This window comes from Vibrio sp. 2304, assembly GCF_033339475.1.
GTDB classification, from domain to species: Bacteria; Pseudomonadota; Gammaproteobacteria; order Enterobacterales; family Vibrionaceae; genus Vibrio; species Vibrio alginolyticus.
This window is the reverse complement of the sequence record NZ_JAWOUQ010000022.1, coordinates 1-15,932: the sequence shown is the minus strand read 5'-3', so window position 1 is coordinate 15,932 and position 15,932 is coordinate 1. Positions and strand designations below refer to the sequence as shown.

General features: G+C 46.1%; 15 protein-coding genes, 1 tRNA gene and 1 riboswitch. Of the genes, 5 read left to right on the top strand and 11 right to left on the bottom strand.

What is annotated here, in order from left to right; translation table 11 throughout:
* The first annotated feature begins 57 nt into the window (after positions 1-57).
* Genes R7P64_RS23180 through R7P64_RS23170 form a run of 3 tightly spaced genes read left to right on the top strand, consistent with a single transcriptional unit; the run spans position 58 to position 2,151 of the window.
* The gene (locus tag R7P64_RS23180; RefSeq protein ID WP_054579631.1) at positions 58-930 is read left to right on the top strand and encodes a DUF692 domain-containing protein; all 873 of its coding nucleotides are present in this window, start codon (positions 58-60) and stop codon (positions 928-930) included.
* On the top strand, positions 927-1,685 hold the full coding sequence (locus tag R7P64_RS23175; RefSeq protein WP_318119264.1) for a DNA-binding domain-containing protein: 759 nt from the start codon (positions 927-929) through the stop codon (positions 1,683-1,685). Before R7P64_RS23180 ends, R7P64_RS23175 begins: the two co-directional genes overlap by 4 nt.
* Positions 1,686-1,695: 10 nt before the next feature.
* Positions 1,696-2,151, top strand: a complete 456-nt coding sequence (locus tag R7P64_RS23170; protein ID WP_047102549.1) for a DoxX family protein — start codon at positions 1,696-1,698, stop codon at positions 2,149-2,151.
* Between the two features lie 31 nt (positions 2,152-2,182).
* On the opposite strand, the gene R7P64_RS23165 is transcribed toward R7P64_RS23170, so the two are convergent.
* Both R7P64_RS23165 and R7P64_RS23160 read right to left on the bottom strand, forming a co-directional pair.
* On the bottom strand, positions 2,183-2,464 hold the full coding sequence (locus tag R7P64_RS23165; protein WP_005378786.1) for a hypothetical protein: 282 nt from the start codon (positions 2,462-2,464) through the stop codon (positions 2,183-2,185).
* 91 nt (positions 2,465-2,555) lie between these two features.
* Positions 2,556-3,749, bottom strand: a complete 1,194-nt coding sequence (locus tag R7P64_RS23160; RefSeq protein WP_005382927.1) for a multidrug effflux MFS transporter — start codon at positions 3,747-3,749, stop codon at positions 2,556-2,558.
* A 107-nt stretch (positions 3,750-3,856) separates the two neighbouring features.
* Between R7P64_RS23160 and R7P64_RS23155 the strand changes: the two genes are divergently transcribed.
* Positions 3,857-4,798, top strand: a complete 942-nt coding sequence (locus R7P64_RS23155) for a LysR family transcriptional regulator (protein ID WP_005378791.1) — start codon at positions 3,857-3,859, stop codon at positions 4,796-4,798.
* A 203-nt stretch (positions 4,799-5,001) separates the two neighbouring features.
* Entirely contained in the window at positions 5,002-6,792 is a 1,791-nt protein-coding gene (locus tag R7P64_RS23150; protein ID WP_151514364.1) for an aminopeptidase P family protein, read from the top strand.
* A gap of 136 nt (positions 6,793-6,928) precedes the next feature.
* Here R7P64_RS23150 and thiH read toward each other — a convergent pair whose 3' ends face one another.
* From thiH to R7P64_RS23105, 9 genes are all read right to left on the bottom strand, one after another.
* Positions 6,929-8,041: a 2-iminoacetate synthase ThiH gene (thiH, locus tag R7P64_RS23145; RefSeq protein WP_136976345.1), complete on the bottom strand. Its 1,113-nt coding sequence runs from the start codon at positions 8,039-8,041 to the stop codon at positions 6,929-6,931.
* Positions 8,042-8,075: 34 nt separating this feature from the next.
* Positions 8,076-8,843: a thiazole synthase gene (locus R7P64_RS23140; protein ID WP_005397059.1), complete on the bottom strand. Its 768-nt coding sequence runs from the start codon at positions 8,841-8,843 to the stop codon at positions 8,076-8,078.
* A gap of 5 nt (positions 8,844-8,848) precedes the next feature.
* Positions 8,849-9,103: a sulfur carrier protein ThiS gene (thiS, locus tag R7P64_RS23135; RefSeq protein WP_017821778.1), complete on the bottom strand. Its 255-nt coding sequence runs from the start codon at positions 9,101-9,103 to the stop codon at positions 8,849-8,851.
* 46 nt (positions 9,104-9,149) lie between these two features.
* Entirely contained in the window at positions 9,150-9,923 is a 774-nt protein-coding gene (locus R7P64_RS23130) for a HesA/MoeB/ThiF family protein (protein ID WP_017821777.1), read from the bottom strand.
* Positions 9,910-11,325, bottom strand: a complete 1,416-nt coding sequence (locus R7P64_RS23125) for a thiamine phosphate synthase (protein WP_136976346.1) — start codon at positions 11,323-11,325, stop codon at positions 9,910-9,912. Before R7P64_RS23125 ends, R7P64_RS23130 begins: the two co-directional genes overlap by 14 nt.
* Positions 11,325-13,265: a phosphomethylpyrimidine synthase ThiC gene (gene thiC / locus R7P64_RS23120; protein WP_005378810.1), complete on the bottom strand. Its 1,941-nt coding sequence runs from the start codon at positions 13,263-13,265 to the stop codon at positions 11,325-11,327. Before thiC ends, R7P64_RS23125 begins: the two co-directional genes overlap by 1 nt.
* 163 nt (positions 13,266-13,428) lie before the next feature.
* A riboswitch (TPP riboswitch) is annotated at positions 13,429-13,527 on the bottom strand.
* Positions 13,528-13,587: 60 nt separating this feature from the next.
* Complete coding sequence (crcB, locus tag R7P64_RS23115; protein ID WP_005378811.1) at positions 13,588-13,971, bottom strand: fluoride efflux transporter CrcB; 384 nt, start codon at positions 13,969-13,971, stop codon at positions 13,588-13,590.
* Between the two features lie 123 nt (positions 13,972-14,094).
* On the bottom strand, positions 14,095-15,477 hold the full coding sequence (locus R7P64_RS23110) for a multicopper oxidase family protein (protein ID WP_005378813.1): 1,383 nt from the start codon (positions 15,475-15,477) through the stop codon (positions 14,095-14,097).
* A gap of 244 nt (positions 15,478-15,721) precedes the next feature.
* Positions 15,722-15,798, bottom strand: a tRNA-Trp gene (locus R7P64_RS23105).
* Positions 15,799-15,932: the final 134 nt, after the last annotated feature.

Genomic DNA, 15,932 nt, shown 5'->3' with positions numbered 1-15,932 from the left:
CAACGCAAAGCCAAGACGCATCCTTCTCTTCCCGCACGATTTGAAAAGGAGTTTCACGTGAAACACCACACCTTCCACGACCTTGTTGGAGTTGGATTAAGAACCCCTCACCTCGATTACTTTAGCCAATCCCAGCCTGAGTTGTCTTGGTTAGAAATCCACAGTGAAAACTATTTCCAACCCAATGCAACAGAGCGCCATCAGCTACAAACGCTTCGCGAGCAATATCAAATTAGCTGCCACGGTATTGGTTTGTCGCTAGGTTCGGTGGAACGTGTTAGTCAAAAGCATCTTGCGCAACTTAAATCACTGATTGACTCAATCGACCCAATTCTTGTTTCTGACCATTTAAGTTGGAGTGAAAACGGCGGTCACTACTTTAATGACCTGCTTCCACTTCCGTATACGGAAGAAGCGCTCAACGTGTTCACTCGTAACGTGAATGAAGTGCAGGAATATTTGCAACGCGAGATCTTGATAGAGAACCCATCTAGTTATGTGAAGTTTCAACATTCGACCATCAGCGAATGGGAGTTTCTTACCGAAGTGCAAAAGCGCACTGACTGTCGTTTATTGCTCGATTTAAACAATGTTTATGTTTCAGCGTTCAACCACGGTTTTGATTGCGACACATACCTAGATGCGATTCCAGCCGACAAAGTGGATGAGATTCACTTGGCAGGTTTTACCATTAAACAACTCGACAAAGGTGAGATATGGATTGATACCCATAGCCGCCCAGTTAGCGATGAAGTTTGGCAGTTGTTTTCACAGTGGACAAAAAAACACGGTCCACGTCATACGTTGATTGAATGGGATTTGGATATCCCCGCGCCAGAAGTCTTGCTCGAAGAAGCGCAGAAAGCATCGCAACTGCTGTTGCAAGGCACACTTCCAAGTGAACAAAGCGAACCAAGGAAGGCATCATGAATCTAGCCACCTTACAAAGCCAGTTTGCTAAAGCCCTGCACTATCAAGCGCTCGGTGAAGACTGCGATATTGCCAGTGATACGTTTACCGCTGATGAACGCATACAAATTTACCGCAATAACTTTATCGTCAGCTTAAGCGAAGTGTTGTCCGCGACCTACCCGATGGTTGAAGCGCTGCTTGGTGAAGAATGCTTTGAACAGATAGCTCGCCAGCATGTTCTTTCTTACCCATTAGAAGAAGGAAATGTGGTGCATTATGGCGAAGGCTTTCAAGACACCATCATGCAGTTCAGTCAGGTGATCGCACAAGCACCTTACAGCCCTGAAGTCGCACGCTTCGAGTGGCATATCGACCTAGCTCGTCAAGCACAGTATGAGCAATCCAATGCAGCGGAATTAAAACCGCTTGCGTTACTTGGCGAAGTGAGTGAAGAGCAACAACCCACTTTAATCTTACACCTTAAAAAGGGCTGCCGCAGCTTTGACTCCAACTACGCAGTATTCGATCTATTTAGCGCGATTCAAACTGGGCAATTCGAACAACTTAATATCAACCAATTACAGCAAGGTGTCATCTCGATTCAAGCCAATGGAGAAGCCTTGTGTCACGCACTCGATGCTGATGTGTTCCAACTGCTGCAATGTTTAGAGCAGAAGCAGAGTTTGAGCGAAATACCTGAAGTTTTACTCGCTCATCTCAATCGCATCATGGCACTCGATATTGTTGACGGCTTTACATTGCAATCAATCTAAGGAGCACTCTATGACGGATACGGTTAAAAACTTAGTGAATCGGTACGACGATTTAATCAGTACCTTACAAGCTGGCTTTGTCCCTTTACTACTTCTCTTTTGCCGCTTTTGGGTTGCTTGGGTGTTCTTCAATTCAGGACTAATCAAAATCTCATCTTGGGATAGCACGCTGTACTTATTTGAGCTGGAATACCAAGTGCCAATCTTGCCATGGGAATTGGCGGCTTATTTAGGTACGGCTGCGGAGTTGGTTCTACCGGTGTTCTTGGCACTAGGATTGATTACCCGCCCGATGGCAGCAATGCTGTTTGTGTTCAACATCATCGCAGTGATCTCTTACCCACTGTTGTGGGAGAAAGGTTTTTATGACCACCAACTTTGGGGATTGATGATTCTTATCATAATCGTATGGGGGCCAGGACCGCTGTCTTTGGACCACATCCTGAAAAAGAAAATGACGAGCTAAAAAAATCCCCGCATCATGCGGGGATTTTTTATTATTTATTCAAGTAAGCCAGTAGCTCTTCTGCTGAGATACCTTGCTGAGCGAGGTCTTTTGCCATCTGCTCGACTTGTTCATCTTTGCGTGACTCAATCACTTGCTGAAATTGGTACACGATATCACGCAAAATTGGCAGAGGTACTTGTTTAGCCGCACTACGAATACGCTCGGAGCTTTGATTACCCAGCTCATTAAGCAACTTGCCAAACATCACCTTTTCTGGTGAATCTTCCATTTGCTCTAGAATACGAGCCATTTCATACGTGGTTAACGACATTACTTTTTGAGTTCCGTTATGGTGTCAGGAAAAGTCTGAGTGACAAATATACACGCCTTACTTACATTGGAAAATACTAAATTACACTGATTTACGCTTTCGCAAAGCTCGAGTGCCAGTTCTTCCCTGCTTTTGTAAACAGAACGACCAACGCAGGTAATAGGACCCACATATGAATTGCGATCAAGGTTTGTGGATCCAGAGATAAGCGTTGCAGTGTACCCACCAGCAAACCAGAGCCACTCATTTGGAACAATCCAAGCAGTGCAGCTGCCGTGCCCGCCTTATCACCAAACGGTTCTAACGCTTTCCCTGCCGCTGCACCCAGAATGAATGCAAAACCTACAGAAGACATGAAGATAGGTAGCATGAAAGAAAGCGCGGTATTCTGACCATTCATCACTAGCATGATCACACCTGCGAGGCCCAGAGTTGAGATCCCGGTGACCAAGGTGTTGTGAGTTCCAACGCGCTCCATAAACTTAGGCGCCAGCATACATGCCGCAATGTTTATCACCGCATTTACACCAAACCAGAAAGTGAATTCATTCATCGACAGCCCCATCCCCGTCATCAATACCGACGGTGCTGAGGTAACGTAAGCAAGAATAACCGCCATCGCCATCAAGCATAATGACGCATGGAAAACAAAAGATGGTGTGCTAAGCACTGCCCAATACCGACTAAGCTTAAACACGGCTTGCTTTTCTGTTGACGGGTTAGTCTCTTTCATCATGAAAAACATTAATGATCCAGACACCACAGCAAAACCCGCCATAAAGCTAAAGTTAGCACGCCAGTCAAATTGCTGAGTTAACCAGCTACCTAGAATTGGAGCTAAAGCCGGAATGAAACAAATCGCACCGTTAAGGTAGCTGATCATTTTGCCGCTTTTTTCCGGGCCAAAGATATCGCGAACTGTTGCAAAGGCTGCTACCGATGTCGCACACGCACCTAAGCCTTGTAGCAGTCGGGAAACCAACATCCACTCAATATTTTGAGCACTCCACGCCAATAAAGCGCTCATCGCGTAAATGGTGATACCGCCCAGTGCAACAGTTCGACGTCCGAGTTTATCTGCTAGGGGACCTGCGAATAGCTGACCAACACCCATAGCAAATAAGAACCAAGTGATCGTGTCTTGTGCTAGCGCATTATCGACCTGAAAAGTGGAAGCAATAAGAGGTAAAGCAGGTAGATAAATATCAATCGCTAAAGGACTGAAAAGAACCAAAAGGGTCAATAACGCCATCTGTTTTTTACTATTAGAAAACTGGCTAGACACACAACACTCCGAATTGGATAAAGAACTTTGGGTAAAGCTTAATCATCTGATGATATGAATGGAAATGATGTATAATCATGAGCATTATTCCTCAGAGGAAATTCACTGTGAACGTCGAAAAACTGGCTCGTATCGATTTAAATCTATTGGTCTGCTTTAAAGTGCTGATTGAAGAGTTAAACGTTACTCGTGCGGCCCACCGATTGTGCTTAAGCCAATCCGCCGTAAGTAAATCACTCGCTAAACTGCGCATTCAATTTGATGACCCGCTTTTCACTCGAAACTCACATGGATTAACACCTACGCCGCGCGCATTGTTTCTTAAACCGAAACTGGATCTGTTGATAAATCAGTTAGAAGTGCTGACTCAACCCGAAGAGTTTTCTCCGCAAAGCAGCGAATACCGTTTTCAAATAGCAGCGGTAGAGAGTGTCTACCCTCTCATTCTACCCCATTTCTTACCGGCGATTTTTCAACAAGCACCTGGCGTGACCATAAGCACACACCCGTGGTCGGATAATACATTTAAAATGCTTCAACGCGGCGAACTGGATTTAGGCTTAACTGGAAAAGATATCGATATAAACGATGCCAAGCTGACTCTTCAACCACCCGATGACATTTGCGAGTTGGAAATTTATCGTGATTACCAAATGTGCATCATTCGCAAAAACCACCCTGCGCTAAAACAACCTTGGAATCTGGAAGCCTATCTCGCCCTACGCCATGTACAAGTACGTTGTGATGGCAACGACCGTTGGTTGCTGGATTATCGCCTTGCAGATATTGGCGCCGACCGCGATATTGCCGTCACCGTGCCCGACTTTAACAGTGCCGCAAGTTTATGTTCATACACCGACTTTATCTTTACTGCGCCAAGTCATTTTGTGCAACTTGCGGCCAAACAGCTTGATTTGGTCGTGCTGCCACTACCGTTAGAATTCCCACCTATGGCTTACACTTTATTCTGGCACCGAGATAGAGAAAACGACCCTGCATTAGGCTGGCTACGTACGATGATCACACAAAAAACCGATCACCTTAGATAAAAACACCGCACTCAATTTGCGCTTAGCGGCTAAAATGAGTAGCTTAACTGTCGTAGTCCTTTTTGGCTCATCTATGGCCTAGTTGTACTCCGACTCTATTGAAGTGATTGCGAACCTCAATGGAATCGTAAACTGCATGAAGCAGATGGAAACAGCTCCCACACCTGAGCATGAAGGAGCGGTAATTTGAAGGAATAACACAGATGCACAACGATACCCAAAGCCGCGTGAATGCAATTCGCGAATGGCTAGCACAACATAATATTGATGCCCTACTTGTCCCTCATGAAGACGAGTACTTGGGTGAATACGTACCAGCGCACAACGAGCGTTTACATTGGCTAACTGGCTTTACTGGTTCTGCTGGTGCTGCGGTAATCACCAAAGACAAAGCCGCTATCTTTGTTGATGGTCGCTACACAGTACAAGTAACAAAGCAGGTTCCTGCTGATCTATTCGAATACCGTCACTTGATTGAAGAGCCTGCACTAGATTGGATTAAAGACCATCTTGCAAATGGCGCGTCTGTGGCAATCGACCCTCGCATGCACAACGCTGCTTGGCTAGACATGGCACAAGCAAAACTTGCTGGCGCACTTGAGCTTAAGATTCTCGATAGCAACCCAATTGATGAACTGTGGCACGACCGCCCTGCTCCTGTGGTTTCTGATGTTCGCCTAATGGCAACAGAAGCAGTTGGTCAGTCAAGTGAAAGCAAACGCCAAGAAATCGCAGAGCTCGTGAAAAAAGCCGGTGCAGACAGCGCAGTGATCACAGCACTTGATTCTATCTGTTGGTTGCTCAACGTTCGTGGTCTAGATGTCTCACGTCTACCAGTTCTTCTTTCTCACGCGATTCTGCACTCAGACTCAAGCGTGGAATACTTCCTAGATCCTGCTCGTCTACCTGCTGAGTTTGACGCTCATGTTGGTGCCGGCGTGACGGTTCATCACCCAGAAGCATTGCAAGCACGACTAGAAAACCTAACTGGCAAGAATGTACTGGTTGACCCTGCGACAAGTAACGCGTGGTTTAAGCTGGTTCTACAAAACGCTGGCGCATCTGTGGTGAGTAAAGCTGATCCATGCCTAATGCCAAAAGCAGCAAAGAACGCTGTTGAAATCGCAGGCATGAAAGCATGTCATATCCGTGATGGCGTAGCGATGAGTAAGTTCCTTTCTTGGTTAGATGCTGAAGTCGTTGCGGGTAACCTGCATGATGAAGCGACGCTGGCAGACAAACTGGAAGCGTTCCGCAGCGAAGACCCGACACTTATGGATCTTAGCTTCGATACTATCTCGGCAGCAGGTGGCAACGCGGCGATGTGTCACTATAATCACGAGAACCAACCTGAACCTGGCAAGCTAGAACTGAACACACTTTACCTAGTGGATTCAGGCGGTCAGTACCTAGATGGCACGACAGACATCACGCGTACCATCGCGATCGGTCAGCCTTCACAAGAGATGATTAAACAATTCACTCTCGCGCTAAAAGGCCACATCGGTGTTGCACGTGCACGTTTCCCGAAAGGCACACGTGGTTACCAAATCGATACGCTAGCTCGTCAGCACCTGTGGGCGGAGGGCTACGATTACGATCACGGTACTGGTCACGGTGTTGGTCACTTCCTAAGTGTTCATGAAGGTCCAGCAAGCATTTCGAAGAAGCAAATCGACGTGCCTCTAACAGAAGGCATGGTGCTGTCCAACGAGCCAGGTTACTACCGTGCGGATGCGTTTGGTATCCGTATCGAGAACCTAGAGCTTGTTGTTGAAACCCCAACTAACGGTGACTTCCCTGTTCTGTCATTCGAGTCGCTAACACGCTGTCCAATCGACAAGCGCAACATCAATGTTGATATGCTAACTCGTCCAGAGCTTGCTTGGTTGAATGATTACCATCAGAAGGTATGGGATGAGATCAGCCCACTTGTTGAGGGTGATGTGAAAGAGTGGCTTCGTCAAGCAACGCTACCAGTAGCACACAGCTAGAAGCTAGAAGCTAGAAGCTAGAAGCTAGAAGCTAGAAGCTAGAAAAAAGTAGAGGGTTGATGTTTTGCATCAACCCTCTTTTCTTTACTTATGTTTCACGTGAAACATAACGATGACCAGTGTCTTTATTTGCTGATTAACCAGAATACGCCGAGTGCCAATCTCGCCATACAGGATCAAAGCCTTTGGCTCGAATCATATCTTCCACAGAACCCGCACTTCGCTCATCACTGATCTCAAACTGCTCGAGTTCAACATCATCCATCGCATAACCACCCGGCTGAGTTTTAGATGCAGCAGACATACTGGTGATTCCTAACGGTAATGCATTGTCTCTGAACTTTGGTGATTCACGAGTCGATAATGACAACTCCACTTCTGGATTCAACAGGCGATAAGCGCAGATCAACTGCACAAGCTGTTTATCCGTCATGACTGATTTGGGTTGGAGCGCGCCCTTACAAGGACGTAAACGTGGGAAAGAAATTGAGTAACGAGTCTGCCAATATGTGCGCTCAAGATAGTTCAAGTGCGCTGCCACATAAAAACAATCTGTTCGCCACTCTTCCAATCCTATTAAAGCACCAATACCTATCTTATCAATGCCCGCCTTTGCAAGACGATCGGGTGTATCCAATCGGTATTCGAAATCCATCTTGTTGCCACGCAAATGGTGCTCGGCGTAAGTCGAAGGATGATACGTTTCTTGATAGACCATCACCGCATCCAAACCCAATGTCTTGAGCTCAGCGTATTCGTCTTGATCAAGTGGCTGTACTTCCATCGCCAAATAGTTAAAGCGCTTCTTAATCATAGGCACCATTTCGCGGAAGTATTTCATACCCACTTTAGTTTCGTGCTCGCCAGTCACCAGCAATACGCTATCAAACTTCATGCGTTTAATGGCTTCAACTTCTGCAGCCACTTCGTCCCTATTCAAAGTACGACGCTTGATTCTGTTCTCCATAGAGAAGCCACAATAAGTACAAGCATTGGCGCACAAGTTAGAAAGGTACAGTGGAATGTAAAGCGACATGGTATTACCAAAACGCTTGCGAGTTGCCGAGTATGACAGCTGCGCCATTTGCTCTAAGTACGCTTCAGCCGCTGGTGAAATTAGCGCTTTAAAGTCTTCCAAATCACGCTTGGGTTTATTCAATGCTCGCTCGACATCTTGTGCCGTTTTCGCGTAGATCGACATCGAGATGTCATCCCAATTAAGCTGCTTAAATTGTTCAACGAAGCTCATGTTTTCCTCGCTTAATAGCTAAACCAATCTAGGACTAAAGCTCATCTAGGAATGACGTCAGTGGACTCGACGCAACCGCATGAGAAACCTTACCGGCAAGTCCAGCTTCATAAGCCATACGCCCGGACTCTACCGCCAACTTAAATGCCTTCGCCATCGCAACGGGATCGCTCGAAGCTGCAATCGCTGTATTGACGAGCACGGCATCCGCGCCCATTTCCATCGCACGCGCGGCATGTGAAGGAGCACCAATACCCGCATCAACAACGACAGGAACATTAGCTTGGTCGATGATGATCTCTAGGAAATCGTGAGAAACTATCCCTTTGTTAGAACCGATCGGCGCACCTAATGGCATGACTGCAGCACAGCCTACTTCTTCCAATCGTTTACACAGAACCGGGTCAGCATGACAATAAGGAAGGACAATGAAACCCTCACGAACCAGCTGTTCAGCGGCTGCAAGTGTCTCAATTGGATCTGGCATCAAGTACTTCGGGTCTGGATGAATTTCCAGTTTTAGCCAGTTAGTACCCAACGCTTCTCGCGCCAGTTGTGCAGCAAACACAGCATCTTTAGCATTCTTTGCACCTGATGTGTTTGGCAATAAGTTCACACCCGCTTGTACTAACGGCAGCAAAATATCGTCTTGTTGGTCGTTCACATCCACACGCTTCAACGCCATAGTCGCAAGTTGAGATCCCGACACTTGAATCGCTTCTGCCATTAATCGGCTGTTGGCAAACTTCCCGGTTCCCGTGAACAGTCTTGATTCGAATTGTTTATCACCAATTTTAAGCATCGACTTTAACCCCCTGCGATCGCTTGAAACAAAGAGATACTATCTCCCTGTGAAAGAACTGTGCTAGCCCACTCACTGCGCGGCACAACATTGTTATTAATTGCAAAAACGCAGCCCTTTTCTGGTAGCGCAAATTGACTAATGATTTGCTGTAGATTCGACTCACTGGCAACTCGATGTGACTGGTCATTGATGACAATAGTGATCACATCTAAGTCAGCAGCGGTCATTTGTGTTGTTTGTTGTTCTGATAACGTCATTGCTTCCAACTCTCTTAATTCTGCCTATTACTCGTATACTCGTAAGCTAAATCTGAGCACATACTTGGCACTGTTTGTCTTTGCTTATCGCCATGGTTTGCCATTGCAGTTTCAACCCATCAAACAGATGCAACTTGGCAGTCTCGACATGAAACTTTCCCGTCGCCAGTTTTTGAATTGCCGCTATCGCTTGGTAGTTACCAAGTGTGCCCACTACCGGGCCGACAACACCGCTCTCACTGCATTTTTGACTTTGTGGTAATTCGTCAAACGGATACAAACAGCGGTAACAGGCTTTACTCTGCACTTCTTGTTCACTTGGTGTTTGGTAATCAAAGACAGCAAATTGCCCTTGCCAACCAATTGCCGCCGCTGAGATGAGTGGCGTATTTTGCTCGAAACAAACTTGGTTAATTAGCTGACGCGTTGGCATGTTATCGGTGCAGTCGAGCACCACATCCGCTAGCATCACCTCAAGCTGAAGCTGTGCTTTGTCTAATCGCTTATTGATAGCACGAATTTGAACCATAGTATTAAGTTCAGTAAGTTGCTTTACAGTCGCTTTTGTTTTCGCAACTTGGAGGTCTTGTTCACGATAAATGATCTGACGTTGTAGGTTACTGCTATCAACTTCATCGTCATCGACTACAACCAATTTACCAACGCCCGCTGACGCCAAGTACAAACTCGCTGCGCTCCCCAATCCACCACAACCGATGATCAGCACATGCGATTTGCTCAAACGCTCTTGCCCAACTTCGGCAATTTCTGGCAGAGCGACTTGACGTTGATAGCGAAGGAACTGCTTATCCGTGAGCATGCTCGCCTCTCTTACTAAGCGCCAACTCACTATTCTGATCAGTAAACGTTAGCTGTCTTTCCTTCATCAGTTGTGCAAAAAACTCGATAACGAACTGAGGTGATTCTGCCAACGTAATAGCACGCACAACTGCCAAACTAGAGACGCCTGTGCGCCAAACTTGGTCTGCATTAGATTGGTCAATGCCACCAATCGCGACCGTCGGAAAGCCAAGCACATAGTCACTACCTGCTTTGTCTTTTGCGGGACGGACAACCAACTCTGTGTTTCCGTAAGGAATGCTATCAATCAGCTTTTGATAAAGAGACAAGCGCACCAAACCTTGTGGTTTCGATGGCATCTGTTTTGTGGTGGTTGGGAAAATATGCCCTAGCGCGATGTAACTAGGATGAATTTGTACGATGCGCAGTAGCTCATAATAACCATGAGTAGAAAGACCAAGACGAATGCCGGCTTTAGTTAGCTGAGCCAAATTCGATTCTTCTATGTCTTCTTGTCCTAGGTGAACACCATAAGCGCCATGCTTGATTGCCAACTGCCAATAGTCATTGATGAACACTTGTGCTTGATACTGACGACCTAGCTCAATTGCTCGAATGATCTGTTGTTCTAAATCGGCTTGTTGTGGGTCCTTGATTCGCAGTTGAATAGTGTTGATGCCTAGTGGCAGTAAACGCTCAATCCAAGCAACGTCATCAACGACTGGGTAGAGCCCTAGACTTTGCTTAGTCAGAGTTGGAAAGCTAACGCTCTCGCCTTGTGCAGACCAACCAACTTGAATACCTAGTCGGTTATCCTCCAGTACAGGTGTGGGGAAATCATCAAATTGGTCAGCCCACCGAGTAGATCTTCCCTCATCAAGGTTGTCATTCAACAGTGTTTCACGTGAAACATTCGCTTGCTGAGTTAGCATTCCTCGAGCAAGTGTTAACGCATCTTCGATAGGAAAATCGAGTACTGTCAGCGTTACTATCCAAGCAAGGTGATGTTCAGGATTGAACATTGCGTTGAATTTGGACTTAACGGAAAGCGCTCTCACTTCGTTGTTAATTGGGTGACGCCAGATATCAAGCTGAAGCACTTTCTCCTTTTCATCGGATACCTGCGTATCAGCAATGCCAATATGAATCGCTTTCGACGGTTGCTTAGCACACGCTTCTACCGATAAAGCAGAGCGGTAATAGAGCACAAATGAACTCTCATTCTCAGAGTCATAATCATCAATGAGATCAGTCGTTATGTGTGTGGTCTGTTGGCCGCGAACAAGCTGAATAGATTGAGTTGGGCTCACACCCAACTCAATGTCTTCAATGCAAAAACCCTGTTCTTTCGCCAACAACAAACATTGCTGAACTAAACCTGTCAGTTCAATCAACGATGACGGAATAAGGATTTTGCTCATTAGTCACTCACCTCGGCATGTGCTGCTGGGTGGTATAGCTCAGAACCTGACTCTCTAAATTCTTGCGATTTCTGACGCATCCCCTCAAGAGGGTCATCCAGCATTTTGATTGAGATAGCTTGGTCCGCAGCAACTTGCTCTGTGTCTTTCGCATATTCTCGAACCTCTTGCGAGATCTTCATCGAGCAGAACTTTGGCCCGCACATCGAACAGAAGTGAGCAACTTTTCCAGACTCTTGAGGCAAGGTTTCGTCATGGAAAGCGCGCGCGGTATCTGGATCGAGTGATAAGTTGAATTGGTCTTCCCAGCGGAACTCGAAGCGAGCTTTAGAAAGCGCGTTATCACGAACTTGTGCACCAGGATGTCCCTTCGCCAAATCCGCGGCGTGCGCAGCAAGCTTGTAAGTTATCATGCCTACTTTCACGTCTTCTTTGTTTGGTAAACCAAGATGCTCTTTAGGAGTGACGTAGCAAAGCATCGCACAGCCATACCAGCCAATCATGGCAGCACCAATACCTGAAGTAATATGGTCGTAACCTGGAGCAACGTCTGTCGTCAATGGGCCAAGGGTATAGAAAGGAGCTTCATGGCAGTGCTCTAACTGTTCTTCCATGTTCTCTTTGATCATGTGCATTGGAACATGACCAGGACCTTCGATAATCACCTGTACGTCGTATTCCCACGCTATCTTGGTTAACTCACCAAGGGTACGAAGCTCTGCAAATTGCGCTTCGTCGTTAGCATCGGCCACCGAGCCAGGACGCAGACCATCACCGAGAGAAAGTGCCACATCATACTTAGCACAGATTTCACAGATCTCTCGGAAGTGGGTATATAAGAAGCTTTCTTGGTGATGCGCTAAACACCATTTCGCGATGATAGAACCACCACGAGAGACGATGCCAGTAACGCGTTTTGCAGTCATTGGCACATAACGAAGTAGTAAACCGGCATGGATAGTAAAGTAGTCAACGCCCTGCTCTGCTTGCTCAATCAGGGTATCGCGCATCACTTCCCAGTTAAGGTTTTCCGCAACACCGTTCACTTTCTCAAGCGCTTGGTACATTGGCACGGTACCGATCGGAACCGGACTGTTACGTAGAATCCACTCGCGAGTTTCGTGAATATTGCGTCCAGTAGAGAGATCCATAACGGTATCGCCACCCCAGCGCGTCGCCCACACTAGTTTCTCTACTTCTTCTTCAATCGAAGAAGTGACCGATGAGTTACCGATGTTGGCGTTCACTTTGACCAAAAAGTTACGCCCAATGATCATTGGTTCGGATTCTGGGTGGTTGATATTAGAAGGGATAATAGCGCGACCTTCGGCGACTTCTTTACGCACAAACTCTGCAGTAATGTCCTTTGGTAGGTTCGCACCAAAGCTTTGACCCGGATGCTGTTGATTCAGCACTTCATCGCGATACTTGGCACGCCCCATGTTTTCACGCAGCGCGATATATTCCATTTCTGGGGTAATAATACCTTTGCGAGCATAGTGCAATTGGGTCACACAATGGCCATCTTTGGCACGTCGAATACGTGGTAGATTACCGTAACGAAGATCGTCTAGTGTTTCGTCTTCTAAGCGTTCTTTGGTGTACACCGAGCTTACTTCATCAAGTAGCTCAGTATCGGCACGCTCTTCAATCCACCCTTCTCTCAGCTTAGGTAAGCCGCTATAGAGGTCTATGGTGTGCTCTGGATCTGTGTATACACCCGAGGTATCGTAAACGCGTACTGGCTCATTAGGCTCGAAAATAGGCGCTTCTTTTGTGCCTCCAATAAGGCTATCAGCGAGTGATATTTCACGCATTGGCACACGAATATCTGGACGTGAGCCTTCTACGTAGACTTTGCTTGAATTGGGGTACGGTTGTACCGAGAGTGTATCAATGAACTGTTTTGCTTCCAGTCTCGCTTGTTTGCGACTCGACATAGCATTTTTCCTTGCTTTGTTATACTAGATAAAAAGTAATTGGATAAAAATGCTTGGCGGATAGATGCGACAAGAGGAGTCAAATTAAGGCTAGTTAAAGCTTACGATATTTGCCTGTAACAACATTCGACTTTTGATAGATCAACCAGAAAGAACTCCGGTGTGAATATCTTCTCTTGTTCCCTTCGCAGATTCTAATCTGATCAGGTTCAACGGATCCCGAATTAACGGTCTCAGCCTTATGGCACTCCGACAAGTGATGTCAGTATATAAAAACGGCTTGGTGAAACCAAGCCGACCTGTTCAATTTTTAACTACTTTGCTAGCTGCGCATCAATAATTGAAAGCCTATCCACGCCGCTGAAATACTTAACACGACATTCAACAATACGTTCAACCCCATCTTAAAGAAAGCGCCCTGCTGCATAAGCAAAACATTATCCATCGAGAAGGTGGAAAACGTCGTTAGTGCGCCTAAAAAACCCAAGCCAATCACTTGTCGCCAAGGTTCCGTTGCCAAAAGTTCATTATCGAAAGCTGCTATCAATAAGCCCATCATAAATGAGCCAACAACGTTAACGGTTAACGTACCATATGGAAAACCACGCCCCAATAAAATGACACAAAGTTCAGAAATTAAGTAACGAGAACATGCACCAAATGCACCACCCAATGCAATAAAACCCAAAACGGATAGTTGTCCCATAATTCCCCCAGAAAAGTTAATGGCGACATTGTAATCAAATTTACGGCAATAGTGATTATACAATCTTAGAATTCAGCAAATTATAGCGCTTAAAACTTATCAAGATTTAAAAAGTTACAGGAGTCACTTTACTTCAATATAACCCATCAACCCCGTCTTCATGTGTTCGATCACATGACAATGGTACATCCAACGTCCAGGGTTATCTGCAACAAATGCCGCTTTCGCACTGCCGTTTTTTCCAAGCAAGACCGTATCGGTATGAAACGGTTCATCGAGTTTTTTGCCATCTAACTCAAGAACAGTAAACGTGTGCCCATGAAGGTGAATAGGATGGTGATATTGGGTGACGTTCTTAAGGTTGAAGATATAGGTTTTTCCCATCTCCAATGTTGAAAGGGGCGCTGGAATATTATCTTTGCTCATTCCCTCCCAAGCCCGTTTGTTCATCAGCCAGAATTTAGGTATCGCTTTGCCCGATTTATCAGCAGGAGTGATCGCGCCCTCCCACTCAAACACGTAATCGATTTGCTCTGCATTTTTCAAATCGAGAGCTGGCACAGGGTTGAGAGGTAACAAAGGCAGTTTTTGGTTGCTCGGCAAGTCAGACTCAACAACGTCAAACTCGCACAAAGGGAATGGGAAACGTCCTTTCATTTGACGCACATAAACACGTGTTCCAGCCTTCGGAGCAATCAATCCGACATCCAACCTCATTCCTGGACCAATTTTGTGCTGAGTGAGCTTATAAGGCGCTTTAACAGGATTACCATCAATAGCAATAACCCAAGCCTCTGCACCTTCAATAGCGATCGGGTAAGTAATGGTATTATCGACATTAGCAATTCTTAATCGCGTAGTGGCATTCTGCTTCAGCGCATAAACAGGTTCATGCACACCATTGACGCTACTCCACTCTCCGGGAGTCCCCATACGAGCGCTCAAGCGCGGTACCATAAGGTTCTTCCATTGTCCTTGCTTGTCTAAGTGCCAATGCTTGAGGACGACTTCATGCTCTTCATCAAACTGAACAGGCTCTGCCTCTTCAACAACAATTAGCCCGACTAAGCCCTTACCAAGCTGCTTCACACTGTTCATATGTGGGTGATACCAAAATGTGCCCGCATCTGGTGGTGTAAATTCATAAACGAATGTTTCACCCGGCATGATAGGCAACTGACTTAAGAAAGGTACACCATCCATTTCAATAGGGATTCGCAAGCCATGCCAGTGGATTGTAGTCGGCTCTGAAAGCTTGTTAGTAAACCGAATTATAACTTTCTCGCCTTGGCGACAACGAATCGTAGGCGCTGGAATCGAACCATTAAATGCGAGTACGTCTGTGTTAAACCCAGGGACCAATTCTGCAGTAGAAGGCTCTGCAGTGATATCGTATATATATTGCCCCTGCTTATTAGTGCTCCTAGATAGAGAACATGCAGGTAGAACGGTAAGCGCGGAGATTGCTAAGGATGATTGAAGAAAGCGTCGACGAGATATACCCATACATAGTTACTCATTAATCCAGATCGGTTGAGTGTAACTAAATATAAATAGTGATTCCCCTTTATTATTAAAATTTCGGGCCACTGATCATTACAGCTAACTATAGTTTCGTTCGTTCAGTAGATTAAATGCTGCCAAAGTACAGCAGAAAGCCATACTTACGAGATAAGAGTAGAAATAAGCCGTAATAATGAGAGGAAGCCAGATACAAAAAAGGCTCTGACCTAAGTCAGAGCCTGATATGTGGCAGGGGTGGAGAGATTCGAACTCCCAACACGCGGATTTGGAATCCGCTGCTCTGCCAATTGGAGCTACACCCCTATAGAATTTTCATATTCTAGATTTGACAAAACCTCGCATAAGCGAGGTTGTCGATATTAAGTGGCGGAGTGGACGGGACTCGAACCCGCGACCCCCGGCGTGACAGGCCGGTATTCTAACCAACTGAACTACCA

Excerpts from the sequence above, each read along its gene's own strand:
- R7P64_RS23170 (WP_047102549.1), top strand. The coding sequence starts at position 1,696 with ATGACGGATACGGTTAAAAACTTAGTGAATCGGTACGACGATTTAATC.
- R7P64_RS23110 (WP_005378813.1), bottom strand. The coding sequence starts at position 15,477 with ATGGGTATATCTCGTCGACGCTTTCTTCAATCATCCTTAGCAATCTCC.
- R7P64_RS23175 (WP_318119264.1), top strand. The coding sequence starts at position 927 with ATGAATCTAGCCACCTTACAAAGCCAGTTTGCTAAAGCCCTGCACTAT.
- crcB (WP_005378811.1), bottom strand. The coding sequence starts at position 13,971 with ATGGGACAACTATCCGTTTTGGGTTTTATTGCATTGGGTGGTGCATTT.
- R7P64_RS23150 (WP_151514364.1), top strand. The coding sequence starts at position 5,002 with ATGCACAACGATACCCAAAGCCGCGTGAATGCAATTCGCGAATGGCTA.
- thiS (WP_017821778.1), bottom strand. The coding sequence starts at position 9,103 with ATGACGTTATCAGAACAACAAACAACACAAATGACCGCTGCTGACTTA.
- R7P64_RS23125 (WP_136976346.1), bottom strand. The coding sequence starts at position 11,325 with ATGAGCAAAATCCTTATTCCGTCATCGTTGATTGAACTGACAGGTTTA.
- R7P64_RS23130 (WP_017821777.1), bottom strand. The coding sequence starts at position 9,923 with ATGCTCACGGATAAGCAGTTCCTTCGCTATCAACGTCAAGTCGCTCTG.
- R7P64_RS23165 (WP_005378786.1), bottom strand. The coding sequence starts at position 2,464 with ATGTCGTTAACCACGTATGAAATGGCTCGTATTCTAGAGCAAATGGAA.
- thiC (WP_005378810.1), bottom strand. The coding sequence starts at position 13,265 with ATGTCGAGTCGCAAACAAGCGAGACTGGAAGCAAAACAGTTCATTGAT.
- thiH (WP_136976345.1), bottom strand. The coding sequence starts at position 8,041 with ATGAGCTTCGTTGAACAATTTAAGCAGCTTAATTGGGATGACATCTCG.
- R7P64_RS23140 (WP_005397059.1), bottom strand. The coding sequence starts at position 8,843 with ATGCTTAAAATTGGTGATAAACAATTCGAATCAAGACTGTTCACGGGA.